Origin of the sequence: Sinorhizobium sp. M4_45 (assembly GCF_002885915.1) — a bacterium.
GTDB lineage: Bacteria > Pseudomonadota > Alphaproteobacteria > Rhizobiales > Rhizobiaceae > Sinorhizobium > Sinorhizobium meliloti_A.
In genome coordinates this window covers 337,105-361,904 of record NZ_NWVE01000004.1, presented here as the reverse complement: position 1 = coordinate 361,904, position 24,800 = coordinate 337,105, and the positions used below count along the sequence as shown (strand labels likewise).

General features: G+C 63.9%; 22 protein-coding genes. 11 read left to right on the top strand and 11 right to left on the bottom strand.

The features are described 5' to 3' along the window. Nucleotides 1–49 precede the first annotated feature (49 nt). Nucleotides 50–367 (bottom strand): DMT family transporter, encoded by a 318-nt coding sequence (locus CN933_RS14800; protein WP_018094031.1) that lies wholly within the window; start codon nt 365–367, stop codon nt 50–52. Between the two features lie 87 nt (nt 368–454). Between CN933_RS14800 and CN933_RS14795 the strand changes: the two genes are divergently transcribed. Further along, on the top strand, nt 455–859 hold the full coding sequence (locus CN933_RS14795) for a winged helix-turn-helix transcriptional regulator (RefSeq protein WP_018094030.1): 405 nt from the start codon (nt 455–457) through the stop codon (nt 857–859). Nucleotides 860–869: 10 nt separating this feature from the next. Here CN933_RS14795 and CN933_RS14790 read toward each other — a convergent pair whose 3' ends face one another. Continuing rightward, on the bottom strand, nt 870–1,778 hold the full coding sequence (locus CN933_RS14790; RefSeq protein ID WP_026168516.1) for a LysR family transcriptional regulator: 909 nt from the start codon (nt 1,776–1,778) through the stop codon (nt 870–872). A gap of 139 nt (nt 1,779–1,917) precedes the next feature. Between CN933_RS14790 and CN933_RS14785 the strand changes: the two genes are divergently transcribed. From CN933_RS14785 to CN933_RS14765, 5 genes are all read left to right on the top strand, one after another. After that, on the top strand, nt 1,918–2,733 hold the full coding sequence (locus CN933_RS14785) for an alpha/beta hydrolase (protein WP_018094028.1): 816 nt from the start codon (nt 1,918–1,920) through the stop codon (nt 2,731–2,733). 51 nt (nt 2,734–2,784) lie between these two features. After that, nucleotides 2,785–3,999: an efflux RND transporter periplasmic adaptor subunit gene (locus tag CN933_RS14780; RefSeq protein WP_018094027.1), complete on the top strand. Its 1,215-nt coding sequence runs from the start codon at nt 2,785–2,787 to the stop codon at nt 3,997–3,999. A gap of 131 nt (nt 4,000–4,130) precedes the next feature. Continuing rightward, nucleotides 4,131–7,316: an efflux RND transporter permease subunit gene (locus CN933_RS14775; RefSeq protein ID WP_018094026.1), complete on the top strand. Its 3,186-nt coding sequence runs from the start codon at nt 4,131–4,133 to the stop codon at nt 7,314–7,316. A gap of 187 nt (nt 7,317–7,503) precedes the next feature. Continuing rightward, nucleotides 7,504–8,697, top strand: a complete 1,194-nt coding sequence (gene dapE, locus CN933_RS14770) for a succinyl-diaminopimelate desuccinylase (RefSeq protein ID WP_018094025.1) — start codon at nt 7,504–7,506, stop codon at nt 8,695–8,697. Then, nucleotides 8,684–9,280 carry a hypothetical protein gene (locus CN933_RS14765; protein ID WP_018094024.1) on the top strand — a complete coding sequence of 199 codons (597 nt, stop codon included), beginning with the start codon at nt 8,684–8,686 and terminating at the stop codon, nt 9,278–9,280. Before dapE ends, CN933_RS14765 begins: the two co-directional genes overlap by 14 nt. Before the next feature lie 86 nt (nt 9,281–9,366). Here the strand turns inward: CN933_RS14765 and truA are convergent, their stop codons facing one another. From truA to def, 3 genes are all read right to left on the bottom strand, one after another. Further along, complete coding sequence (gene truA / locus CN933_RS14760) at nt 9,367–10,110, bottom strand: tRNA pseudouridine(38-40) synthase TruA (RefSeq protein ID WP_018094023.1); 744 nt, start codon at nt 10,108–10,110, stop codon at nt 9,367–9,369. Continuing rightward, a complete protein-coding gene (fmt, locus tag CN933_RS14755) occupies nt 10,110–11,045 on the bottom strand; it encodes a methionyl-tRNA formyltransferase (RefSeq protein ID WP_018094022.1) in 936 nt (311 codons plus the stop codon). Before fmt ends, truA begins: the two co-directional genes overlap by 1 nt. A 115-nt stretch (nt 11,046–11,160) precedes the next feature. Further along, a complete protein-coding gene (gene def / locus CN933_RS14750; RefSeq protein WP_003527648.1) occupies nt 11,161–11,685 on the bottom strand; it encodes a peptide deformylase in 525 nt (174 codons plus the stop codon). Between the two features lie 148 nt (nt 11,686–11,833). Here def and CN933_RS14745 point away from each other — a divergent pair, with 148 nt between their 5' ends. The 3 genes from CN933_RS14745 (at nt 11,834) to CN933_RS14735 (ending at nt 16,756) form a co-directional block, all read left to right on the top strand. After that, a complete protein-coding gene (locus CN933_RS14745) occupies nt 11,834–13,039 on the top strand; it encodes a DNA recombination protein RmuC (RefSeq protein ID WP_018094021.1) in 1,206 nt (401 codons plus the stop codon). 103 nt (nt 13,040–13,142) lie between these two features. Then, the gene (locus CN933_RS14740; RefSeq protein ID WP_018094020.1) at nt 13,143–14,042 is read left to right on the top strand and encodes a ribokinase; all 900 of its coding nucleotides are present in this window, start codon (nt 13,143–13,145) and stop codon (nt 14,040–14,042) included. A gap of 347 nt (nt 14,043–14,389) precedes the next feature. Further along, nucleotides 14,390–16,756: a methyl-accepting chemotaxis protein gene (locus tag CN933_RS14735; protein ID WP_018094019.1), complete on the top strand. Its 2,367-nt coding sequence runs from the start codon at nt 14,390–14,392 to the stop codon at nt 16,754–16,756. Between the two features lie 81 nt (nt 16,757–16,837). Here CN933_RS14735 and CN933_RS14730 read toward each other — a convergent pair whose 3' ends face one another. Further along, nucleotides 16,838–17,782 carry a nucleoside hydrolase gene (locus CN933_RS14730; RefSeq protein ID WP_018094018.1) on the bottom strand — a complete coding sequence of 315 codons (945 nt, stop codon included), beginning with the start codon at nt 17,780–17,782 and terminating at the stop codon, nt 16,838–16,840. A 164-nt stretch (nt 17,783–17,946) separates the two neighbouring features. On the opposite strand from CN933_RS14730, the gene CN933_RS14725 reads away from it, so the two are divergent. Both CN933_RS14725 and CN933_RS14720 read left to right on the top strand, forming a co-directional pair. Next, nucleotides 17,947–18,378 (top strand): Hsp20 family protein, encoded by a 432-nt coding sequence (locus CN933_RS14725; protein WP_018094017.1) that lies wholly within the window; start codon nt 17,947–17,949, stop codon nt 18,376–18,378. A gap of 48 nt (nt 18,379–18,426) precedes the next feature. Further along, nucleotides 18,427–18,684 carry a BQ00720 family protein gene (locus tag CN933_RS14720; protein WP_018094016.1) on the top strand — a complete coding sequence of 86 codons (258 nt, stop codon included), beginning with the start codon at nt 18,427–18,429 and terminating at the stop codon, nt 18,682–18,684. A 131-nt stretch (nt 18,685–18,815) separates the two neighbouring features. Here CN933_RS14720 and trmB read toward each other — a convergent pair whose 3' ends face one another. From trmB to CN933_RS14695, 5 genes are all read right to left on the bottom strand, one after another. Next, the gene (trmB, locus tag CN933_RS14715) at nt 18,816–19,514 is read right to left on the bottom strand and encodes a tRNA (guanine(46)-N(7))-methyltransferase TrmB (RefSeq protein WP_026168515.1); all 699 of its coding nucleotides are present in this window, start codon (nt 19,512–19,514) and stop codon (nt 18,816–18,818) included. A 224-nt stretch (nt 19,515–19,738) separates the two neighbouring features. Continuing rightward, nucleotides 19,739–21,019 (bottom strand): methionine adenosyltransferase, encoded by a 1,281-nt coding sequence (gene metK / locus CN933_RS14710; protein WP_100669750.1) that lies wholly within the window; start codon nt 21,017–21,019, stop codon nt 19,739–19,741. 302 nt (nt 21,020–21,321) lie between these two features. After that, a complete protein-coding gene (locus CN933_RS14705; protein WP_003527670.1) occupies nt 21,322–21,741 on the bottom strand; it encodes a helix-turn-helix domain-containing protein in 420 nt (139 codons plus the stop codon). Between the two features lie 136 nt (nt 21,742–21,877). Next, a complete protein-coding gene (lnt, locus tag CN933_RS14700) occupies nt 21,878–23,473 on the bottom strand; it encodes an apolipoprotein N-acyltransferase (protein ID WP_018094014.1) in 1,596 nt (531 codons plus the stop codon). Nucleotides 23,474–23,626: 153 nt separating this feature from the next. Then, complete coding sequence (locus tag CN933_RS14695; protein WP_018094013.1) at nt 23,627–24,790, bottom strand: hemolysin family protein; 1,164 nt, start codon at nt 24,788–24,790, stop codon at nt 23,627–23,629. Between the last annotated feature and the right edge of the window lie 10 nt (nt 24,791–24,800).

Genomic DNA, 24,800 nt, shown 5'->3' with positions numbered 1-24,800 from the left:
CGGGTGATCGGCACCGCGGCGGGAAACCTTGAGATGAACCCCCTGCGGATCAAGCCTCGAGGAAGCGCAAACCTGCGACGGCGACGATGATCATGGCAATGCAGGCAAGCCTGAGCCAGGACACCGGATCGCCGAAGAGAACCATGCCGAGCACGGTGATGCCCACCGCGCCGATGCCGGTCCATGCGGCATAGGCCGTGCCGGCAGGCAGGTCGCGCATCGCGATGGTGAGCAGATAGACACTGCCCAATGCCGCGCCCACGCCGATGATGCTGGGAACCGGCCGGGTCCAGCCGTCTGCATATTTGAGCGCAAGCCCCATGACGATCTCGACGGCGCTTGCCGCCACAAGCATGATCCACGCCATTCCTGTTCTCCAATGATTTGAACTCTGGCGTCAATCTTGTAGCATGGGCACCGAAGTGCAATTACGCACCTTTTGGTAACCGTCACAATGTCTGCGAACCCGGCTTCCACGCCCCCGACCGCCATGCAATCGACGCCCAGTGTTTTCGATCCGACATGTTCCTCGCGTCACGCGCTGGAGCTCGTGGCCAGCAAATGGGCGATGCTGATCATCTCCGCGCTGGAGTCCGGCCCGATGCGCAACGCCGCGCTCATGCGCACGCTCGGCGACGTCTCGCAAAAGATGCTGACGCAGACGCTGAAGGAACTGGAGCGAAACGGGCTGGTGATCCGCGAGGACAAGGGGACCGTGCCGCCGCATGTCGAATATCGGCTGAGCGAGGTGGGCCGCTCGCTGAGCGAAGCGCTGGTCGTGCTCGATCGCTGGGCGGAGACGCATTTCGAAAAGCTCGACGCCGCGCGCGAGCGCTACGACGCGCAGACGAACAGGTGAGAACGGGTCGTCACTCGCCGTTCTGCGACTGCGCCATGACCTTCACGACCCAATCGGCGAAAACGCGCAAACGGCTGCTCAAGTGACGGTTCGGCGGATAGACGAGATAGATCGGCATCGGCTCGACCTGCCATTCGGGCAGAACCGGAACCATCGTCCCGCGGCGAAGGTCCTCGCGCACCATGAAGAGCGGCGCCTGGATGACGCCCAATCCCGCCCGGGCGGCGGCAAGATAGGTGGTCGATTCGTTCGCAGCCACCGTATAGCGCCCACTGACCTCGATCTCCTCGTTGCCGCGCCGGAAATGGAACGGCATCTGCTGACCGGTCTTCGGCAGAAAATAGCCGACCACGTAGCAATTCTTCTCCAGATCGGAAGGGTGCTGCGGCACCGGGTGCCGCTCGAGAAAATCCCGCGAGGCGCAGGCGACGAACTTCATCTCCGTGATGCGCCTGGCGATCAGCGACTGATCCGTCAGGGTACCGGCCCGTATGGCGCAATCGACGTTCTCCGCGAGATAGTCGATCGTTCGATCGGAAACCCCGAGATCGATCTGGATATCAGGGTACTTCTCGTGGAACTCGGGCAGCGCCGGAATGATTACCAGATTGGCGAAGGCGCTTGCCGTCTCGACTCTCAGCCGCCCCTTCGGCAGGCTCTGGGCCGTCGAGAGGCTGCCGTCCAGTTCGTCGAGATCGGAAAGCAGCCGTGCGGCGCGTTCGTAATAAAGCGCACCGTCCGGCGTCACCAGGACGCGCCGCGTGGTACGATTGAGCAGTTTCGTGCGCAAATGCGCTTCCAGTCCCTGGATGAGATTGGTGACGGTCGCCTTCGGCATGTTGAGGGAGGCGGAGGCACGGGTAAAATTGCCGGTCTCCACAACCCGAAGAAAGGCGCGCATGGCCGTGAGTTGGTCCATTTTCAATAACCGAATTGTTCGAAATACCGAATAGTGTAATCACAACCCGCGGACTATTCCAGACGAAAGACAATGATATGCTGCAAACATCGCGAGTTGTCCCTCATCTAGGGATTCACCCGTGGCGGAGACAAGAGAGATGAACGCGCAATTTACGGAAGAGACGATGCAGACGAGCAAAGGCTCGTGCCGCGCCCGTGTCTACCGCGGCGCATCGCTGCTCGCGCCGCCGCCGATCGTACTGCATCTCCATGGCGGCGGCTTCGTCGACGATTCGATCGCGGCGGGCGAAAACGTGGCCAATTCCCTGGCGGCCGCGGGCGCGGTCGTCATCTCGCCGGAATATCCTTCGGCGTGCATGAACCCGTTTCCGGCGGCACTCGACTGCGCCTATGCGATGCTTTCGTCGATGCGCAGCCGCTGTCCGCAGTTCGCGCACAAGAAGTCGATGCTGTTCGTCGCCGGCGAAGAGGCGGGCGGCAATCTCGCGGCCGGCCTGGCGCTGATGGCGCGCGATCAGTTTCTGACCGACCTCAAAGGCCAGATCCTGCTGTCGCCGCTGCTCGACCCATGCCTGGCAACGGCTTCGTTTCGCAAGTTCTGTCCGCAGAGTTCGGTGCAATCGATCGCCGAAGGCTGGCAGCAATATCTCGGCGAGCGCAGCGGGCTCACGCATCCCTATGCGGCGCCGGGCCATTGCAGCCGGCTCGGCGGTCTCGTTCCGGCCCTCGTCGTCACCAGCGATGAGTGTCCGATGCGCGACGAGGCCGAAGCCTATGCCGAGCGTCTCCGCAAGGCCGGCGTTCCGGTGGAAACGCATGTGCTGCCGGGGCGTGCCTCATGGCTGCCTGTCGGCGGTGCGGCGCAGGAAATCTTGCCATCGCATGAAGAAATCCTATCCGGCATCTTTTCCCGCTTTTTCAAGCAGGCGGGAGCGAAGCCGGCCAAAGAGTAACAAATAAGGCAGTAAGCACAGAGCCGGGCTCCCAACCGGCGAGGAGAAAACATGACATCGACAGTAACCCGCCGGGTCCTGTGGGGCGCCGGCCTGAGCATTCTTTTGTCCGTCGGCGGCGGCGCAGCCGTCTTCTTCGGGCTGCCTCAGCGTTTCCAGGCGGATGCCGCGACCGAAGCGCCCGCAGCAGCAGCGACCCCGCCGGCCGTTCCGGTTTCCGTCGCCAAGGCCGAATCGCGCCGCATCACGACCTGGGAGAGCTTCTCCGGCCGGCTCGAAGCGATCGAGCGCGTCGAGATCCGTCCCCGCGTCGGGGGCGCCATCCTGAGCGCCCATTTCCGTGAAGGCGCGCTGGTCCGGAAGGGCGATCTGCTCGTGACGATCGACCCCGAACCCTTTGCCGCAGCAGTCGAGCGCGCCGAGGCTCAGGTCGCCGCAGCCGAGGCCCGTGTCGCGCTGGCCAAGACCGAACTCGAACGCGGCCGCAAGCTGGTGACCACCAACGCTATCCCACAGAGCGGAGTCGACCAGAGGCTCAGCGTCTACGACGAGGCGCGGGCGAACCTCCGCTCGGCGAAGGCCGCCCTCCAGACCGCCAGACTCGATCTGGAATACACCGAAGTGCGTGCGCCGATCAGCGGCCGCGTCGGCAGGCTCAACGTGACGGCGGGCAATCTGGTCTCCGCCGGCTCCGCCTCGCCGGTGCTCACCACGCTCGTATCCGTCGACCCGATCTATGCCAGCTTCAATGCCAGCGAAGAGGTCGTGGCGGCAGCTCTGGCGAAGCTTTCCGCCTCGGCGGCAAGGACCGAGGCGATCGAACGCATCCCCGTCGAGGTCGGCACGTCCGCCGACGAGGGAACGCCGATCACCGGCCATATCCAGCTCATCAACAACGAGGTGGATGCGGCAACCGGCACGATTCGCCTTCGGGCGGAACTCGCCAATGCCGATGGCCGCCTGATCCCGGGCCAGTTCGTGCGAATCCGGATCGGCGATCCGCAGCCCGAGGAAAAGCTGGTGATCAGCGACCGCGCCATCAGCTCGGACCAGGACAAGAAATTCGTCCTGGTCGTCGGCGCCGACAACAAGGTGGAGTACCGCCAGGTCACGCTCGGGCCCGTCGCGGACGGTCTGCGGATCGTGGAGAACGGCCTGAAGCCAGGTGAGAACATCGTGGTCAACGGCCTGCAGCGCGTGCGCCCCGGAGTCGTGGTTGCCCCGCAGCCGGCCGAACAGGCGACCGCCTCGATCGCCAAGCCATAAAGCGCCTGCGCCCTGCCGGACCATAGAGGCAGGGCGCCCAAAACACATTCCTACGGCATGCACCGGTGCTCGCAGCGAACATTTTCGCCGCAGACGCTCCCTGCTTGTCTGAAGTTCCCAAGGGGGATGCCATGAATTTCTCACGCTTCTTCGTCGACCGCCCGGTCTTCGCGGGCGTTCTCTCCGTGATCATCTTCGTCGCGGGCCTGATCGGCATGACCGGCCTGCCGATTTCCGAATATCCGGAAGTCGTGCCGCCGCAGATCGTGGTCAGGGCGCAATATCCGGGCGCCAACCCGGCCGTCATCGCCGAAACCGTCGCCACGCCGCTCGAAGAGCAGATCAACGGCGTCGAGGGCATGCTTTACATGCAGAGCCAGGCGACCGCCGACGGTCTGATGACGCTGACCGTCACCTTCGAGCTCGGAACCGACCCGGACCAGGCTCAGCAGCTGGTCCAGAACCGCGTCTCCCAGGCCGAGCCGCGGCTGCCGGAAGAGGTGCGCCGGCTCGGCGTCACCACCGTCAAGAGCTCGCCCGACCTGACGCTCGTCGTGCACCTGATTTCGCCCAACGGGCTATACGACATCAACTATCTGCGCAACTACGGCGTCCTTAACGTCAAGGACCGGCTGGCGCGCGTAGACGGCGTCGGCCAGGTGCAGATCTTCGGCGGCGGCGACTATTCCATGCGCGTCTGGATCGACCCCGAAAAGGCCGCAGAGCGCGGGCTTGCAGCGAGCGACATCGCCAACGCCGTCCGTGGACAGAACGTCCAGGCAGCCGCCGGCGTCATCGGCGCTTCGCCGTCGGTTCCCGGCCTCGACCTGCAGCTCTCCGTCAACGCTCAGGGCCGCCTCAAGACGCCCGAGGATTTTGCCGACATCGTCGTCAAATCGGGCGATAGCGGGGAGATCACGCGCCTCGGCGACGTCGCCCGCGTCGAAATGGGGGCGGCGGACTATTCGCTGCGCTCGCTTCTCGACAACAAGGCCGCCGTCGGCATGGGCGTGTTCCAGGCGCCCGGCTCCAACGCCATCCAGATCTCCGAAAACGTCCACAAGGTCATGGCCGAGCTGAAGCAGACCATGCCGGATGGCGTCGATTACGAGATCGTCTACGACACGACGCAGTTCGTCCGGGCGTCGATCGAATCGGTCATCCACACGCTGCTCGAAGCCATCGCGCTCGTGGTCGTCGTCGTCATCGTCTTCCTGCAGACCTGGCGCGCCTCGATCATCCCGCTCGTCGCCGTGCCCGTCTCGATCGTCGGTACCTTCGCGGTGATGTATGTCTTCGGCTTCTCGATCAACGCGCTCAGCCTCTTCGGCCTGGTGCTCGCGATCGGCATCGTCGTCGACGACGCCATCGTCGTCGTCGAGAACGTCGAACGAAATATCTCCCAGGGTCTCTCGCCGGTGCAGGCAACCTATCGCGCCATGCAGGAGGTGTCTGGGCCGATCATCGCGATCGCGCTGGTCCTCGTAGCGGTATTCGTGCCGCTCGCCTTCATCACCGGGCTCACCGGCCAGTTCTACCGCCAGTTCGCGCTGACCATCGCGATCTCGACGGTGATTTCAGCCCTCAACTCGCTGACGCTCTCGCCGGCGCTCGCCGCCCTTCTCCTGAAGGACCACCACGCCCCGAAGGACCGTCTGACGCGGGTCATGGATCGGTTGTTCGGCTGGTTCTTCCGCGGCTTCAACCGCTTCTTCGGAGCGAGTTCGGAGGCTTATGGCCGCGGCGTCGGCGGCATTCTTACCCGCAAGTCACTGGTCATGGGCGTCTATGTCGTCCTCCTCGGGGTCACTTTCGTGCTCTTCCGCGCGGTGCCCGGCGGCTTCGTGCCGGCCCAGGACAAGCAATATCTCATCGGTTTCGCGCAGCTTCCGGACGCGGCGACGCTCGATCGCTCGGAAGACGTCATCCGGCGCATGAGCGAGATCGCCCTCAAGCACCCGGGCGTCGAACACGCCATCGCCTTCCCGGGCCTGTCGATAAACGGCTTCACCAACTCGTCCAACTCCGGCATCGTCTTCGTGTCGCTGAAGCCGTTCGAGGAGCGTACGACGCCCGAACTTTCGGGCGGCGCCATCGCCATGCAATTGAACCAGGAGTTCGGTGCGATCCAGGATGCCTTCATCGCCATGTTCCCGCCACCGCCCGTCCAGGGCCTCGGCACGACCGGCGGCTTCAAGCTGCAGATCGAGGACAGGAACGGACTCGGCTACCGGACGCTGGACGATGCGACCAAGGCCGTCCTCGCCAAGGCGATGGCGGCACCCGAACTCGCCGGGCTCTATTCGAGCTACCAGATCAACGTGCCGCAGCTCTATGCCGACCTCGACCGCACCAAGGCGCGCCAGCTCGGCGTCGCGGTCACGGACGTGTTCGAGACGCTGCAGATCTATCTGGGCTCGCTCTACGTCAACGACTTCAACGCGTTCGGCCGCACCTACAGCGTGCGCATCCAGGCCGATGCGAGCTATCGCAGCCACGCCGACGACATCGGCAAGCTGAAGGTGCGTTCGCAGACGGGCGAGATGATTCCGCTGTCGGCCCTGCTCAACGTGGAGCAGACGGTCGGCGCCGAGCGGGCGATCCGCTACAACGGCTTCCTCGCCGCAGACATCAATGGCGGACCGGCACCCGGCTTCTCCTCCGGCCAGGCGCAGGCGGCCATCGAGCGGATTGCGGCCGAGACGCTGCCGCCCGGCATTTCGTACGAGTGGACGGACCTGACCTATCAGCAGATCCTCGCCGGCAATTCGGGCATCCTCGTCTTTCCGCTGGCGCTGCTGCTCGTCTATCTCGTGCTTGCGGCCCAATATGAGAGCCTGCTGCTGCCGATCGCGATCATCCTGATCGTGCCGATGGGCATCATGGCGGCGCTGACGGGCGTCTGGCTGACCGGCGGCGACAACAACGTCTTCACCCAGATCGGCCTCATCGTTCTGGTGGGTCTATCGGCGAAGAACGCGATCCTGATCGTCGAATTCGCCCGCGAACTGGAGCTGTCCGGCAGCAATGCCGTCAGTGCCGCGATCGAGGCGAGCCGCCTCCGGCTCAGACCGATCCTGATGACCTCGATGGCCTTCATCATGGGCGTCGTGCCGCTCGTCACCTCCACCGGTGCCGGGGCGGAAATGCGCTCAGCCATGGGCGTGGCGGTGTTTGCCGGAATGATCGGCGTCACGGCCTTCGGCATCTTCATGACGCCCGTCTTCTATGTGCTCATCCGCAAGCTTTCCGGCGAAAGGCCTCTGAAGCACACCGGAGCGCATATCGAAGCCCCGCATCTCGCCCCCGGCGAGTAGCCTTCCTGCCCCCCCCAAAAGGGGTCGATGGCGGGCCGGACATCTGTCCGGCCCGTTCTCTTTTCAGCGCACTGCGAAACCCGCCGGGTTCATCGGACGTGACAGCGGGTGGCTGATCGGATAAACCGGCAATCTCTGTTTCTCGGACTACCTTTTCTGGCCCACCGGCTTCGCAGGCATACCTTCCATGTTCCCGACCGATCCCGTCTCCAATCTCGCTGCCCTCATTCGCTGCCCCTCCGTCACACCCGCCGAGGGAGGCGCGCTGACGACTCTTGAAGCCATGCTGGCACCGGTCGGCTTCAAGGTCGACCGGATCGTGGCGAAGGAACCCGGAACGCCCGACATCGAAAACCTTTACGCCCGGATCGGGGGCGACGGACCGCATCTGATGTTTGCCGGTCACACCGATGTGGTGCCGGTCGGCGACGAAGCCGCCTGGAGTCGACCGCCCTTCTCCGCCGCGATCGCCGAAGGTGAAATGTACGGACGCGGCGCAGTCGACATGAAGGGCGGCATTGCCTGTTTCGTGGCGGCCGTCGCCCGCCATATCGAGAAGCATGGCGAGCCTAAGGGCTCGATCTCCTTCCTCATCACCGGCGACGAGGAAGGCCCGGCGATCAACGGCACGGTTAAGCTCCTCGAATGGGCGGCGGCAAGGGGCGAGCGCTGGGACGCCTGTCTCGTCGGCGAGCCGACCAATCCGGACGGCATCGGCGACATGATCAAGATCGGCCGGCGCGGATCGCTTTCCGGCCGGATCACCGTTCACGGCGTCCAGGGCCACGCGGCCTATCCGCATCTTGCGGACAATCCGGTGCGCAGCATCCTGCAGTTCGCAAAGGCCCTGATGGATCCGCCCTTCGACGACGGAACGGAAAATTTCCAGCCTTCGAACCTCGAAGTCACGACCATCGACGTGGGCAATTCCGCGGTCAACGTCATTCCCGCGAGGGCGAGCGCCGCCTTCAACATCCGGTTCAACGACCGCTGGACGGCCGAAAGCCTGATGGCGGAGATCGTCGCGCGTCTCGACCGCGCAGCAGCCGACAGCGCGCTGAGGCCCGGCCGCGCTCCGGCCAGATACGAGATCGTCTGGAACGAGCGTCCGAGCCATGTCTTCCTGACGCGCAACAACGCGCTCATCGATTCGCTTTCAGGTGCCGTGGAGGCCGTCACCGGGCGGCAGCCGCAGCTGTCGACCACCGGCGGCACATCGGACGCGCGTTTCATCAAGGACTATTGCCCGGTCGTCGAATTCGGCCTCGTCGGCAAGACCATGCACATGGTCGACGAACGCGTCGCCCTTGCCGATCTCGAAACCCTGACCGGGATCTACGAAACCTTCATCGCCCGCTGGTTCGGCCATGCCGCTGCTTGAGGAAGTCCTTGTCTATATCAAGGGGCTGTGGCTGCTGATCCAGGGCAACCACGAAGGCTATCGCTGGCTGGACATCAGCGAGAGCGGGTTGTGGCGCTCCTTCACGGCGATCCTCTGGACGCTGCCGGCGCTGGCCGTCGGCTGGGCCTCATGGCGGCTCTATTATCTCTCGGTGATGCCGACCGGCACGACAGTCGGCATCGGCTTCTTCGGGAAGCTTCTCGCCGTCGACCTGGTGAGCTGGCTGCTGCCGATCGTGCTGATTGCCGTCCTCTCGCGCCCGCTCGGCTTTTCCGTCCTGGTGGTGCCGGTAATCGTCACGACCAATTGGCTCCAGGTCCCGTTGACCTATGCCATGGCGGTTCCGGCCGCGTTGCTGCTGGTCATACCCGGCAGCGCCGGTATGGCAGCCCTGTTGTGGCTTCTGCTGCTCGTCGCCAGCTCGGCGCTGCTCTTCCGCCTCTTGCGGACCGTTACCGCCAAGCAGAACCTGCTCGCCGCCGCCCTTGCCGCGATCTTTCTGCTGTCACCGCTGATGATCATGCAGTTCCTGCAGCGCCTGCTCGGCTTGATGCCGGGTTGAGCGGCGGCGTTCGTGAAAGCCCCGCATCCGCCAGATGATGTGGAGAAGGTGGCCGGCAGGCCGGATGAGCGGCTGCTGTTTCCAGCTTAGTAATCCACCCGCATGAAATAAAGCCCGTCGGGCGGGGCGACCGGGCCGCACGCCTTGCGGTCGCGTGCTTCGAGTGCGGTCTGCAGGTCATCCGGCGTCCACTTGCCCTCGCCCACGAGCTTCAGGGAGCCCGCGAAGGAACGGATCTGGTTGTGGAGAAAGCTTTGTGCCGTGGCGCGGATTTCGATGAGCTCGCCCGCACGGGTCACGTCCAGCCGGTCGAGCGTGCGCAAGGGGCTCGTCGCCTGACAGTGGGCCGAGCGGAAGGTGGTGAAATCGTGATGGCCGACGAGGCGCTGCGCCGCCTCGTGCATGGCGTCGTGATCCAGCGGCTTCGGCACCCACCAGGCGCGCCGCGCCTCCAGCGCCAGTGGCGACCGGCGGGAAACGATCCGATAGAGATAATGCCGGCGGATTGCAGAGAAACGCGCATCGAAATCGCCGGGGGCTTCCGCGACATCGAGGATCGAGACCCGCTCGCCGGCGAGCGCCAGATGCGCGTTGAGGGCGTTTTGCAGCGTGTACGACTTCCACTCGCGCGTGAGATCGAGATGCGCCACCTGCCCCCTGGCATGAACGCCGGAATCGGTGCGCCCGGCGCCGCGGATCGAGACCGTCTCGCGGGTGAGCGACAGGACCGCCTTCTCGATGGCGCCCTGGATCGAGGGACCGTTGTCCTGCCTCTGCCAGCCGACATAATCGGAACCGTCATATTCGACGGTCAGGCGATAGCGGGGCATCAGGCGATCCTCGCGCCGGCAGCGATGGGCGTGCCGCGCAGGAAATCGGCCGAGGCGAGCGCCTTGCCGCCCGCACGCTGCAATCTCGTCAGCCGCACCGCGCCTTCTCCGCAGGCGATGCTGAGAGTACTGTCAAGCACTTCTCCGGCAGCACCTTTCCCTTCCGACATTTCGGAGCCAAGCACCTTGACGCGTTCCTGGCGGCCGGCAATGTCGAGTTCGAACCAGGCGCCGGGAAAAGGCGAGAGGCCGCGGATATGGTTGTGCACCTCGGTCGCCGGCCGGGAAAAATCGATCCGGGTCTCTTCCTTCGAAATCTTGGCGGCATAGGCGACGCCCTCTTGCGCCTGCGGCGTGAGCGGAAGCTCGCCGGCCTCGAGCCTGGCCATGGCCTCCGTCATCAGCACCGCTCCGACCTGCATCAGCCGGTCGTGCAATTCGCCGGCCGTCATCGTCTGGTCGATCGGAACCGACTGCGCGAGAGCCACGGGACCGGTATCGAGCCCCTTGTCCATTTTCATCACCATCATACCGGTCTCACGGTCGCCGGCCATGATCGCCCTCTGGATCGGCGCCGCCCCCCGCCAGCGCGGCAGGAGCGAGGCATGGCCGTTATAGCAGCCGTAGCGGGTCCCGGAGAGTATTTCCTCCGGCAGCAGCAGCCCGTAGGCGACGACGACCGCCACGTCCGCACCGAAATCCCGGAAGGTCTGACGGTCCGCGGCGTCCTTGAAGTTGACGGGCGTCAACACCGGAATGCCGAGGTGCTCGGCAGCCTGATGCACGGAGGATTTCTTGAGGTCGAGGCCGCGCCGGCCGGCCGGCCGCGGCGGCTGCGTATAGACGGCGGCGATCTCGTGACCCGCCCCGGCGAGCGCCAGGAGCGTCGGTACGGAAAATTCCGGCGTGCCCATGAAGATGATGCGAAGCGGCAAGTGGCGGCCTCCGTCTCTTTCGATTGCCCGTGAGCGGGCGGCGGCTCCAGGTTGAATGCGGCCGCGACGCTAGATCACGATGTTTCGGGCCGGGTCGACCTAAGACATGAACGGATCAGATCGCCTTTGCGCCGCGCGTCTTGGCCGCCTTGGTGAACCTGCGAATCACCATATCTCGCTTGAGCTTGGAGATGTAATCGATGAACAGGACGCCGTTCAGATGGTCGATCTCGTGCTGCAGGCAGGTGGCGAGCAGGCCCTCGGCCTCGACCGCCTGTTCCTTGCCCTCGCGATCGACATACTCGACCGTGATCGCGGCGGGTCGCTCGACCTCGGCGTAATAGTCGGGGATCGAAAGGCAGCCTTCCTCATAGACCGAACGCTCCTCGGACGAGCGGACGACCTTCGGATTGATGAAGACGAGCGGCTGTTTCTCCTCTCCCTCCTTCGTCACATCCAGAACCAGGAGGCGCTTCGGCACGCCGATCTGTATCGCGGCGAGACCGATGCCCGGCGCGTCGTACATGGTTTCCAGCATATCGTCGGCGAGCCGGCGAATGTCGGCGTCAATGGTCTCCACCGGTGTCGACACCTGGCGCAGAACCGGATCGGGAAGAATGATGAGCGGCTTGATCGTCATGTCGATCCCCATAGCCGATCTTTCCCTCGACGCGCAAGAAAATTGCCATTGCGAAACCCGTGGCGCTCCAAAGGGGAACGACCGGCCGCGAAAATGTATGTTCTCGTTTTGATCTGGTTTTCGCACGCGAATCTGTTAGTCTGCGGCCATGGAGCCCATCCCCTTTTCCTTCGATCGGCCGCTGTTCCTCATCGGCGCCCTGCCCGTCACGGCCGGCCTCCTCGTCACAGCCGCCGCCCTTCTCGTGGTGCTGTTCTCGGCCATTATGGTGCGGCGCGCCCGTTCGGCTCGCGCGATCGACCGCGAAGAGCAAATGTCGGCGCTCATCGCGGCGCAGACGGAGATGCAGGGACGGATCGCGGCCATGACCGAGGTGCTGGGCGCCCGGCAGGCGGAACTGAACCAGTCGCTCAGCCAGCGCATCGACGGGATGACGCATCGCATCGGCGCCTCGATCAGCGAGCAGACGAAGGCGACGCACGAAAATCTGCGGCGGCTCCAGGAGCGGCTCGCGGTGATCGACAACGCGCAGAACAACATCCAGTCGCTCGCCAAGGATATGGCCGGGCTGCAGAGCATCCTCGCCAACAAGCAGACGCGCGGCGCCTTCGGACAGTCGCGCATGGAGGCGATCGTCGCGGACGGCCTGCCGATGGGCGCCTTCGCCTTCCAGGCGACGCTTTCCAACGGCGCGCGGCCGGACTGCACCATCCGCATGCCGAACGGCCAGCCGCCACTGGTCATCGACGCGAAGTTTCCGCTCGAGGCCTGGAATTCCATGAGGGACGCGGCGAGCGCCGAACGGCGGCAACAGGCCGCGCAGGCCTTCCGCCGCGACATGGAGGTGCATATCCGCGATATCTCCGGCAAATATCTCCTGCCGGGCGAGACCCAGGATACGGCCTTCCTCTTCGTTCCCTCCGAATCGATCTTCGCCGAAATCCATGAGCATTTCGAGGCGATCGTCCAGAAGGCGCACCGCCAGCGGATCGTCATCGTCTCTCCGTCGCTCCTGCTCCTCTCGATCCAGGTCATCCAGGCGATCCTGAAAGACGCCCGCATGCGGGAGCAGGCCCACCTGATACAGGGCGAAGTCGTACGGCTGATGGAAGACCTCTCGCGTCTCGATGAGCGCGTACGCAAGCTCCAGGGCCATTTCGCCATGACGCAGAAGGATGTCGAGGACATCCTGATCTCCTCGGACAAGCTGACCCGTCGGGGCGCCAAGATCGAGGCGCTCGAGCTGCAGGCCGAGGGCGATCCGAGACAGGGCGAAAAGCCGGGCGACGGCAGCGGGCGCCCGATGGACGGGCGCATGGGGCAATTGAAGCTGAGAGTGGTTGACGAGGACTGACGGCGTCGGGCACTCTCCGGCAAATGCGTGTGTCGCGCGAAACCGTGCAGCGGTTTGGAATGACGACAGGCGAAAAACAAAGAAGCCGACGGGACGCCTCCACATGATCACTGTTTTTGGATCCATCAACATGGATCTGATCGCCACCACCGCACGCCTTCCGAAGCCCGGCGAAACTGTTGCCGGAATGGACTTTTCCACTGCGGCGGGTGGCAAGGGCGCAAACCAGGCGCTCGCGGCGCGCCGCGCCGGCGCCTCGGTGCGCATGGCAGGTGCCGTCGGCTCCGACGCCTTCGCCGAGGGCGCGCTGGCGCTGCTCAAGGAGGCCGGCACCGATCTCGATCTGACGAAGACCGTCGGCGAGCCGACCGGCACGGCACACATCATCGTCGGCGGCGACGGCGAAAACGTCATCGTTGTGGTCGCCAGCGCCAACGCACGCGTGAGCGAGGACGACGCCGTGAACGCTGTTGCAAGAATGTCTGCTGCCGACACGCTGATGCTCCAGCTCGAAATTCCAGCTGCCTCGGTGGAAAAGGCACTCTCCGAAGCAAAACGGCGCGGCGTCCGATCGATCATCAACATCGCGCCGCTGACGCCGGATGCGGCGCGCCTCGGCCGCATGGCCGATATCGTCATTGCCAACGAGACCGAGTTCGAGCTGCTCGCCGGCAAAGCGGGCATCGCCGGCGCCGAGCGGGAAGAGGCTATGAAGGGGCTGCACGCCGAGACCCGCCAGACCGTGATCGTAACGCTTGGCGCTGAGGGCGTGGTGGCGATTCACGAAGGCGAACTCCATCGCGCGAAGGGGCTCACGATCGAGCCCGTCGATACGGTCGGTGCCGGAGATACCTTCTGCGGCTATCTCGCCGCCGGCCTCGACGCCGGCCTCGCATTTTCAGAAGCGCTCCGCCGCGCCGCCGTTGCGGGATCGCTGGCCTGCCTCAAGCCCGGCGCGCAGCCCTCGATACCGCTTGCCGCCGAGGTCGCCGCCCGGCTCTAGCGCACCTTGCAGGAAAGTGTGCCACCGTTTTCCGTCCGGAAGCGCACAGGTTCAGACTGTTTCAGTGTTTCCATGAAACATTGAAACGCGCTGAAATACCGTGAGATAAGCGCCCGCCGGCAAGGCCGACGCGCAAATCCTGCCGCTTGAACCCGGAATCAGGTGCGGCGTTGGCCGTATTTTAATCTTTGATCGTCTAATCAGGTCAGCGAGAAGGCCAACTCCGGTTCGGCCGCTCCTCCATGCCGGTCGGCATCTGGCGCTCCATGAGGGAGCTTCACCCACAGTTCCGAATATGTCGCGCCGCGGGTTCAGCACCTGCGGACCTCTCAGTGCGTGAGGATTTCATGTTCAAGTTCCAAGCCAGATCGCTGGCGACAAAATTGATCGCGGTGACGGGAGGCACGATCGCCCTCGTGCTGCTCGCGTCGAATTACGTGCTTATCTCCCAGACGCGGGATCGTGTCGAAACGCTGGTCTTCGACGGCGCGAAGACGGAAGCGCGGGCGATCGCGGCCGACATCGCGGGAAGCGTCGGCGAACTTGCCGCCGCCGCGCGGACCATGTCGGGCGTTCTCGGGCGCGGCCATGCCGGGCAGTCCACCGACCGTGCAGGCGCAATCAATCTCCTGAAGGCCAACCTGGAGCAGCATGGCTTTGCCTTCGGCAGCTGGTTCGCCGAAGAGCCCAAGGCCTATGACGGGAAGGACGTCATCGACAACACGGAACTTGGCGGCAATGCCGACGGTGCGTTCACGCCCTATTGGTCCAAGGACCGCAACGGAAATATCCAGCTCTCGACGTTCAAGGCCGATTATGCGGCCGAGTGGTACGGCCTCGCGGCGAAAAGCGGCAAGGGCGCCATCACCCAGCCATATCTCGCCGAGGGCACCGATGTCCCGACCACGATGACGTCGATCGCCTATCCCGTGATGTCGAACGGCAGAATGATCGGCGTTTCGGGTGTCGATATTTCGCTCGCCGCACTCGCGGACCGTCTCTCGGCGGTCAAGCCTTTCGGATCCGGCCGGGTCTACTTGCTGTCGCAGAGCGGCAAATGGCTCGCCGCACCTATCCCCGAACTGCTGATGAAGGAATATGACGGCGAAGGCGCCGAGTTGGTGAAAGACGCCCTTTCCGCCGGCACGCCCCGCATGATCGAGAACCTGACTTACGACGGTAACGAGCCTTTCGACCGTGTGGTCTATCCTTTCAGCCTGCCCGACGTGAGTGCGCAATGGCTGGTTCTGGTCGATGTTCCGCGCTCAGCCATCAATGCGCCGGTGCGCGATCAGACCTATATGATGATCGTCGGCGGTCTGATAGTCCTCGGCGCGGTGCTCGCCGGCCTCTATTTCGCCGTTCGCCGCTTCGTCCAGAAGCCGCTTGCCGGCCTCGTGGGCGACGTCGAGACGCTCAGCAACGGAGAATATACCCGGCCGATTTCCGGTCAGGAACGCTCCGACGAGACAGGCGCCGTCGCCAGGTCGCTCGAGGGCTTCCGTCACCAGCTCGCCGACAACAGGCGGCTCGAAAGCGAGGCACGTCACGAGAGAGAGCAGGCCGAACTCGAACGCGGACGTTCGGAAAACGAACGCAGCGAGGCCAGCGCTCTGCAGCGCGACATCGTCGCACGTCTCGGCAAGGCCCTGTCGCATCTCTCCGCCGGCGACCTCGCCTTCCGCCTTACCGGCGACTTCCCCGGCGAATACGCCCAGCTGAAACGCGATTTCAACGCGACGATGGAGAGCCTCGAAGAGACGATCCGCACCGTCAACCACTCGGTCGTCAATATCGGCAGCGGCACCAGCGAGATCTCAGGTGCCGCCAACGACCTGTCGCATCGGACGGAACAGCAGGCAGCAAGTCTCGAGGAGACCGCGGCCGCGCTTGACGAACTGACCTCGCAGGTGAACGCCAGCGCCGAAAACGCCAAGGTCGCCGCGAAATCCGTCGAGGTCGCAAGCAGCGACGCGGAACAGTCCGGCGAGGTGGTGCAGAAGGCGATCGCCGCGATGAATGGCATCGAGCAGTCGTCGCATGAAGTCAGCCGGATCATCGGCGTCATCGATGAAATCGCCTTCCAGACCAACCTTCTGGCGCTCAATGCCGGGGTCGAGGCCGCCCGCGCCGGCGACGCCGGCAAGGGCTTCGCGGTCGTCGCACAGGAGGTCCGCGAACTCGCGCAGCGCTCTGCCAATGCCGCAAAGGAAATCAAGACGCTGATCAACACATCGGCGGGCCAGGTTCGCGAGGGCGTCGACCTCGTGGGCAAGGCAGGCGGCGCGCTCGAGAAGATCGCCGAGCAGGTGGTGCAGATCAACGGGCTTATCCGCCAGATCTCAAGCTCCGCCTCGGAACAGGCGGTGGGCCTCAAGGAGATCAATTCCGCCGTCAATCAGATGGACCAGGTGACACAGCAAAACGCTGCCATGGTGGAAGAGACGACGGCCGCCAGCATGGCGCTGAACGACGAGGCTCGCGCCTTAAGCGCGCTGGTCGCCCGTTTCCAGATCGCCCCGCAGGGCGTTCAGGCCCAGGCCCCGGCCGAAATGCTGCGCGGTACGGCCGAGCGGATGCGTGCGGCTGCCCCCGCGGAAAATCGTCCCGCCCAGGCGCCGCGCAGTGCCGCCTACTCGAGTTCGACTCAAAAGGTGCTTGCCAAAACATCCGGCGCCAATGCGCTCGCGCAGGACAACTGGGAAGAATTCTGATCGCGGCCCGCACCGGCTGCAAGACGGCGTCCGATCCTCATCGGGCGCCGTCTTCTTTTCCAGGCAAGGCGTACATGGCTCTCAGAGACGGGCCAACCGCTCGATCAAGAGCTCGAAGAAGCCCTCGTCGTCGATGTGCCGCATGACCTTGGCGTTGTGCGCCCGGCCGGTGACCTGCCACCAGTCGACCACGGTCATGCCCGTGGTGAGCGGAGACGCCGTTTCGATCTCGACGTTGCAGTCCCGCCCTGTGAATAGCTCCGGCCGCAGGATATAGGCGATCACGGTCGGATCGTGCAGCGGCCCGCCGTCGGTGCCGTATTTCTCGATGTCGAAACGCTCGAAAAATTCCAGCATCTCGGCAAGGGCCGCTGCCGCCGGGTTGCCGATCGCGCGGATTTTCTCCACGCGAACCTTCCGTGTCAGAACGCGATGGGTGACATCGAGGGGCATCATCACGATCGGGATGCCGGAGCGGAAGACGATCTCGGCTGCCTCCGGATCGACATAGATGTTGAATTCCGCCGCAGGCGTTATGTTGCCGCCCTCGAAGAAGCCGCCGCCCATCATCACGAGCTCGCGTATCGAAGGCGCGATTTCCGGAGCTTTCGTCAAGGCCAGCGCGATATTCGTCAGCGGTCCGAGCGTACAAAGCGTCACGGCGCCCGGCGCCTCCGCACGCAGCGTTTCGACGATGAAGTCGACGGCGTGCTGCTCTTGAAGCGGCATCGTCGGCTCGTCGAGCGCAGGGCCATCGAGCCCCGTCTTCCCGTGCACGTGCTCGGCCGTGACGAGCGGGCGGGCGACCGGCCGCTCGGCACCTGCGAAGATCTTCACGTCGGTCCTGTTGCAGAGCTCGCAGACGATGCGGGCGTTGCGGGCCGTCAATGTCAGCGGGACATTGCCGGCAACCGCGGTGATGCCGAGGACCTCGATTTCCTCCGGGCTGCCGAGGGCCAGCATGATTGCCGCCGCGTCGTCCTGGCCCGGATCCGTGTCGATGATGATTTTTCTTGCGCTTGACACTTCTCATCTCCCTGCAGGACCGTCGCTCTCAAGTCAGAGACTATGATTTGCGTGGCCTGCGGAGGCAAGCCGCTTGCACTCACTGCACACAGCCACCATATTGCAGGCAGGATGCTGCTTGGCAGGTCCGACACATGGTCGCTTGAGCTGCAAGGGCTTGGAGAATGAGCAGAATAACGCCTTTTACGAGCCCGCTTCTGGTGGGTTTCGACAGCATGGAAAAGACCCTTGAGCGCATCGCGAAGGGCAATGACGGCTATCCTCCCTACAATATAGAGCGAATTCGCGGCGATTCTGCCGCCGACGCGCCGGAACGCCTGCGCATAACGCTCGCGGTGGCGGGCTTCTCGGAGGAAGACCTCGACGTGACGACCGAGGAAAACCAGCTCGTGATCCGCGGCCGTCAAATCGAGACCGGCGAAAGGGAATATCTGCATCGGGGCATCGCCGCCCGGCAGTTCCAGCGGACCTTCGTGCTGGCCGATGGAATGCAGGTTCTCGGCGCGGAATTGCGCAACGGCCTCCTTGCGGTGGACCTGGTGCGCCCCGAGCCCGCCCGTATGGTAAAGAAAATTAATATTTCGGTCCCAGAATAGGATAACCGGCGAGATTTTTTCCTGCGCCGGCGACCACGGAGCATGACCATGGGACTGAAAGCCATCAACACATCGCTGTCGAAGAACGACCTTGCGCATCTTGGCGCAGGCGAGGTCGGCTATATCCGCAAGATGCGTTCTGAGGAGGTCTCCCGTTGCTTTCCGGAAGCGCCCGAGATGGGGCCTGGAATCGATCTGTGGGCCCTGTTCGGCGCCGATGGAACGCCTATCCTGCTGACGGACAACCGCTCCAGCACCTTCTTCAAGGCGGCGGAAGACGACCTTCGCACCGTCACTTTGCATTGAGCGGGTAAGAATTGCCCCTCTCCTCGCAGACGGAGAGGGGACTTAAGCAGCGGCCGCGAACCCCCTTCGCCCCGCGCGCGGGAGAAGGTGGCCGGCAGGCCGGCTGAGGGGCCAAACTCCAGACGCCCGGTTCACCTACGCCGAAAGGTCAGATAGGCCGAACTGCGCCCTTCCCGGCGGGCCTTGGCTTCGTAGCGCGTGCTCGGCCATCCGGCGAAAGGCGTCAGCCAGTCGGCCGCTGTCTCCGCCGTCCATTCGAAAGCCGCGTGGTCGCGGCAATGGATGAGCGTCCAGTTGATATAGCTGTCGATGTCCGAGGCAAAGCAGAAGACGCCGCCCGGCTTCAGGATGCGTGCGAAGCGGTCGAGATTGACCGCGGAGACGAAACGCCGCTTCCAATGCTTTCGCTTCGGCCATGGATCGGGATAAAGCAGGTCGATCTGGTCGACGGATGCCGCCGGCAGCCAATCCAGCACCTGCGTCGCGTCGTCGTCGTAGAGGCGGACGTTCCTGATCGCCTTCGCCTCGATCTGCCCGAGCAGCTTCGCCATCGAATTGACGAAGGGCTCCACCCCGATAAAGCCGGTCGCCGGGTCTTCCGCAGCACGGTGGATCAGGTGCTCTCCGCCGCCGAAGCCTATCTCCAGGCGGATTCTTTCGACGGGCTCGGGAAAAAGCGCCGTCAGATCGGCCGGTGCCGGCTTCCCGAGGTCGAGCTTCAAAAGGGGCAGCAGGTGTTCGAGATGGGCCGCCTGCCGCTCCCGCAAGGGCTTGCCCTTGCGGCGGCCGAAGAAAGCCTCCGTTGCTCTGGCACCGCGCGTTTCGGTCATGTCGTTCTTCCCATAGATGAAGCAGGCTGCGGGTAGAGGACGCACATCGTTTTCCTCATCCAGCTCCGCATCCATGATTTCCGATCGAGCCAAGCCCGAAATCACAATGAAGGAGGCGGACGCTCCTCTCCGGAGCGCCCGCCTGACTGTTGCCACGGCTGATAACAGGCGGCTGCGATATCTTCAATACGCGGCTTCTTCCGAAGCTGCCTCGCGGGCAGGGCTTACGCCGCGCGGCTCGCCGCTCTTCCGTTGACGGACGACGAGTCGCTCTCGATCGCCTCTTTCAGCGGCTTGACCAGGTCGAGCTTCTCCCAGGAGAAGGAACCGTCGCGGCCGGCCTTGCGGCCGAAATGGCCGTAGGCGGAGGTCTTGGCATAGATCGGCCGGTTGAGGTCGAGATGGCGGCGGATGCCCGTCGGCGACAGGTCCATCGTCTTGCGGATGGCGCTCTCCACCTGATCTTCCGAGACCTTTCCGGTGCCGTGCAGATCGACATAGATCGACAGCGGCTGGGCTACGCCGATCGCGTAGGAAAGCTGGATGGTGCAGCGCTCGGCAAGGCCCGCCGCTACGACGTTCTTGGCAAGGTAGCGGGCCGCATAGGCGGCCGAGCGGTCGACCTTGGTCGTGTCCTTGCCGGAGAAGGCACCGCCGCCATGCGGAGCTGCGCCGCCATAGGTGTCGACGATGATCTTGCGGCCGGTAAGGCCCGCGTCGCCGTCCGGTCCGCCGATGACGAACTTGCCGGTAGGATTGATGTACCAGGTGCAGTCGTCGGCGATCTTCAGGTCCCCGAGCGCCTCACGGATATAGGGTTCGACCACGGAGCGGACCTTGGTCGAATCCCAGCTCTCGTCGAGATGCTGGGTGGAAAGAACGATCGAGGTGGCCTCGGCCGGCTTGCCGTCGACGTACCGCACGGTCACCTGGCTCTTGGCGTCCGGACCAAGCTTGGCGACTTCGCCTTCGCCCTTCTTGCGGGCCGCGGCGAGCAGATTGAGGATGCGGTGCGAATAGTAGATCGGCGCCGGCATGAGCTCGGCGGTCTCGCGGCAGGCATAGCCGAACATGATTCCCTGGTCGCCCGCGCCTTCTTCGCCCTGCTTGTCGGCGGCATTGTCCACGCCCTGCGCGATGTGTGCGGACTGGAAGTGCAGAAGAACGTCGATTTTCGCGGTCTTCCAATGGAAGCCGTCCTGCTCATAGCCGATGTCGCGGATCGCCTTGCGGGCCGCCGACTTGAACTTCGAGGGATTGATGACGTCGACGCCGTTCTTGTCTTTCTTGAGAAGGCTCGGCGGCAGCCTGACCTCTCCGGCGATGACCACACGATTGGTCGTCGCCAGCGTCTCACAGGCGATGCGCACAGTCCACGGATCGACGCCGGTCTTTGCGGCTTCGCGGTAGACCAGATCCACGATTTCGTCGGAGATACGGTCACACACTTTGTCCGGATGACCTTCGGCTACGGATTCACTTGTGAACAGGTAGTTTGCGCGCATGCGGGAAGTCCCCTCAATGAAAGAAGCGGTCAAACGTTTAGTGGTTTTGCCGGTGAAAAACAAGCACACAACGACATAAATATATCTTTATATCGGCATCGCCACGACGTTCCGCTTTCACGAAAATGCAGAATTGAGGGAAAATTTTCGCTCTCGGGAGTGAGCCGCCGGCCAGCGCGCCATGTCGGATGCGCAGCCTCGAAGCGCCGCCGTCCTTATCGGCAGGGTTGGAGCTCGGACAGCAGTCTCCATACGAAAAAAGCGGCTTGATGCCGCTTCTTTCGTGCCGGGCGACTTGCCGCCTATTCGCTCTCCGCCTCGGCGGCCAGTGCTTTAACGAGGTCTACCAGCTTGCGCCGGACCTTCGGGTCGGAAATTTTCACGAAGGCGCGGTTGAGCTGCAGCCCTTCCGAGGAGGACAGGAAATCGACGACGTAGTTGGAGCTCGACGCCTCGGCCATCCCCGGCCCGGTGCCGCCGCCATCGCCCGGAGCATCCTCGAAGAAGAACGACACCGGCACGTTGAGTATCTGCGAAATGTTCTGCAGCCGGCTCGCGCCGACGCGGTTCGTGCCTTTTTCGTACTTCTGAATCTGCTGGAAGGTAATCCCCAGACTCTCGCCGAGCTTCTCCTGGCTCATGCCAAGCATCGTCCGACGAAGGCGAATCCTGCTACCGACATGAATGTCGATCGGGTTCGGTTTCTTCTTATTCTCGATCATATTCGCCTTCCTAAACACGCTGTTTACGTTACCAGCAACCCCGCGTTGCAAAATATGCGCCGCGGCAACCCTGTCACGCTCGGCGGCAGGCAAAGGTTGATGGCGAAATACACTATGCAATTTTAGGGGTTTTACGTCAATTCTTCCCAATATTAAAACCTAAGCGCGATATTACTGCAACCAGAAATAGAATTCCCATCGTCAGCCAGAAAATTTGGCTGCGCGTTGCGACATTTGTGAGCGTAGGCAGTTTTCCCGGCAGAATTGTGTCTAGAACCCCCCTGTAATTGTAGCCCAATACTAGCACTAAAACACCACGTGCATCAACAACTGCTGAAATACCAGTATTCGCGGCACGAATCATCGGAGTTCCGGTTTCGACCGCGCGGAGCTGCGCCTGATGGAAATGCTGGCGCGGGCCGGGGGTATCGCCGAACCAGGCGTCGTTGGTGATGTTGAGGAGCGCGTCTGCGAGCCGGGCATTGCCGTCCACCTCGTCGGCGAAGATCGCCTCGTAACAGATCATCGGATAGATCCGCCGGCCGCCCGGCAAGGTCAGCATTGGGCGGGTGCTGGCCGCCGAGAAACCGCCCGGCATCGAGGCCGCGACGGAGCTCAGGCCCCAGGAGGTCAGCAGATCCTCGAACGGGAGGTATTCACCGAAAGGCACCAGATGCACCTTGTCCGCCGCACCGACGATCTGCCCTCGATCGTCGATGACATAGACCGAATTGTAATAGCGCGGCGGCAGTCCGGCACCGGCATCCTCGACCCTGACGGCGCCGGCGACGAGAACTTGCCCGTCCTGGAGAACGTCGGCGATCCGCGCCAGGGCGTCGGGATTGTCGGTGAGGATGAAAGGGATCGACGTTTCCGGCCAGACGACGATGTCCGGCCGTTTGGCGCCATCCTGGACCGGGGCGGCCGTCAGCGAGAGATGGTCCTCGAAAATCGACGCACGCTCCCGGTCGTCGAGCTTCTTGGCCTGGTCGATCACCGGCTGGACGACGCGGACGGTCATCTCCGGCTGGAGCGGCACCGGTGCCGGCTGGGCGAGCCGGTAAAAGCCGAAAGCGACATGCGCCACAAAGAGCGCTGCGGCGATGGCGAGACCGGCGCGCGCGCCCTTGCCCGTCCAGATCAGAGCCGGCGCGGCGAAGACGAAAACGGCCAGCATGTTGATCGTCGAAAGATTGACGACGCTGGCGGACTGCATCATCAAGGGCATCGGCATGGCCGCATAGCCGATGGCATTCCAAGGGAAGCCGGTAAAGAGAAAGCCGCGCAGCCATTCGGCGATGCCGAAGCCGAGCGCGAGGGCGGCGATCCGGCCCCAGCCGTCCGACCAGAGGCTGCGGGCAATGACGACCGCCAGCGCGTAAAAGAGCCCCAGAACGGCCGGGAGGCCGACGACGGTGAGCGGCAGCGCCCAGGCGAACGCGTCCGCCTCGACCAGAAGCGCATTGCCCAGCCACCAGAGACCACCCAGGAAATAACCGAAACCGAAGGACCAGCCGATCGCCGCGGGCGGCATCAGCCGCCGCAGCACGCCGTCGCCGGGGTCGGGCGCCACCCCGTCGATCAGCCAGACAAGGACGGGAAAGGAGACGAAAGCCGCCGCGAAAATGCCGAAAGGCGGCTGGGCAAGCACCGCCAGAAGGCCGGCGAGAAAGCCGACGAATGTTCGGGACACGCCCGAGAGAAGTATGATTCTGCCTGCCAGTCTTTCCATTGAACCTCCCGTCGGCGCCGGACGTGGGGGAGACCTTGCGCGGGACCCTGTCCTCGAGGATTCAAGGACACACGCAGCACGACCGAATCAATCGGCGGCAGTCTTCCAAAAAAGTGGCTGCTTGTCCCCTCTCAAGGCGACGGCGAGCCGGCCCTATTCGAACGAGGACGGGGGCTGGACACCCGCCCCAGTGGGGCCGGCCGTGGTGAACGCATCGGGCAACGGCTCCTTCTCGACCTTCGGCAGGCGGCGGCGTGACGGCGGACGCTTGCGCATGATCCTGACGCGTTTGACGCGACGCGGATCGGCATCGAGAATCTGGAATTCGAAGCCGGGAATCGCCTGCACCACCTCGCCGCGGACAGGAATCCGGCCGAGCGATGCGAAGACGAGTCCGCCCAGCGTATCGACATCCTCGAGTTGCTCGCGTACGTCGAAGTCCGGTCCGACCGCCTCGGCGATCTCCTCGAGCTCCACCCGGGCGTCGGCGACGAAGACGTCGTCCGAGCTGCGCGCGAACATCACTTCCTCGTCGTCATGCTCGTCCTCGATGTCGCCGACCACCATTTCGACGATGTCCTCGAGTGATACGAGACCGTCCGTTCCGCCGTATTCATCGATGACGAGTGCCATCTGGATGCGCGCGGCCTGCATGCGCTGCATGAGATCCGAGGCGAGCATCGACGGCGGCACGAACAGGAGCTGCCGGACGATCCCCGCCTCCTCCACCGTCTTGTCGAGATCGACGCGAGAAAGATCGAAGCCTGCCTTCAGCTGCCGGGGCGCCCTTTCGGGCTTGTCGCCGTTCGCCGTCGTCGCCGCATGGGCTTTGCCGTTGCGGCGGCGGTTGCGCGCCTGCTTGGTCACATAGGCAAGAAGGTCACGGATGTGCACCATGCCGCGAGGGTCGTCGAGCCCCTCGCTGTAAACCGGCATGCGCGAGCGTCCCGACTCCTCGAAGAGCACCATGAGCTCGCCTATGGTGATATTCTGGTCCACCGCTTCGATGTCGGCTCGCGGAACCATCACGTCCTCGACCCGAACCTCGCGGAAGCGGAGGATGTTGTTGAGCATCGCCCGCTCTTCGGGCGAGAAAGCCGCATTGCCTTCGGCGTCCGTCATGAGCGCATCGGCGAGATCCTCGCGCAGGCTCGACGGGCTCACACCGCGCAACAGACGCGCGGCACGGCTCCAAAATGATGATGTGGATTTGCTGCCCTCGAATCGGGCGGCGGTACTACTACCGGCCTCGGTGTCGCCGGAGGCTTCCGCCTCCTCGGTCGCGACAGCGGCCGGCTGTGTCTTGAAGTCGCTCATCGTTCCAAAC